We start from the raw sequence: 468 nt of genomic DNA, 5'->3' as shown, positions 1-468 counted from the left end.
AGCTGGAACAGGAAGTGCTCGCGATGTTCGCCGAGCAGGCGGTTCGCCTGATCGCGGCCATGGCGGCATTGCCGGCCGAGGCCGGTGCGCTTGCACACAAGCTCAAGGGATCCGCGCGCGGAATCGGCGCCTTTGCGGTGGCGGATGCCGCCGCGAGCCTGGAGACGGCGATCCGGACCGGCCACAACCGGCCCGATGCCTTCGCCGCGCTGAAAGAGGCGGTGGCCGAGGTCCGCGCCGCCATCGAAGCTATCCTGAAGCATTAGGCCGGCACCCCGACAAAAGCGGGTGGCTTTAGTGGTTTGTTTTGACGCGTTTTCTTCCCGCGAACCGGTATCCACTTCGCTCGAAAACGCTATGGCGCCGCCCTGATCGACCCGTTATAGGACAGCCCGGACCCTCCTTTCTCCCAGATCGCGGCAGCACGAGCACACATGGCAAAAATTCACTTTGTCGACCACAAGGGCG

The 468-nt window shown here is 64.1% G+C and carries 1 protein-coding gene; it reads left to right on the top strand.

Features of this window, described 5'->3' with window-relative positions; all coding sequences use genetic code 11:
* The coding region (locus K3G63_RS22550) for an Hpt domain-containing protein (protein ID WP_220616410.1) at positions 1-266 on the top strand (266 nt) is incomplete at its 5' end.
* Positions 267-468: the final 202 nt, after the last annotated feature.

Source organism: Hymenobacter sp. HSC-4F20 (assembly GCF_019599275.1).
Lineage (GTDB): Bacteria > Bacteroidota > Bacteroidia > Cytophagales > Hymenobacteraceae > Hymenobacter.
This window is presented reverse-complemented; position numbering and strand designations above follow the sequence as displayed.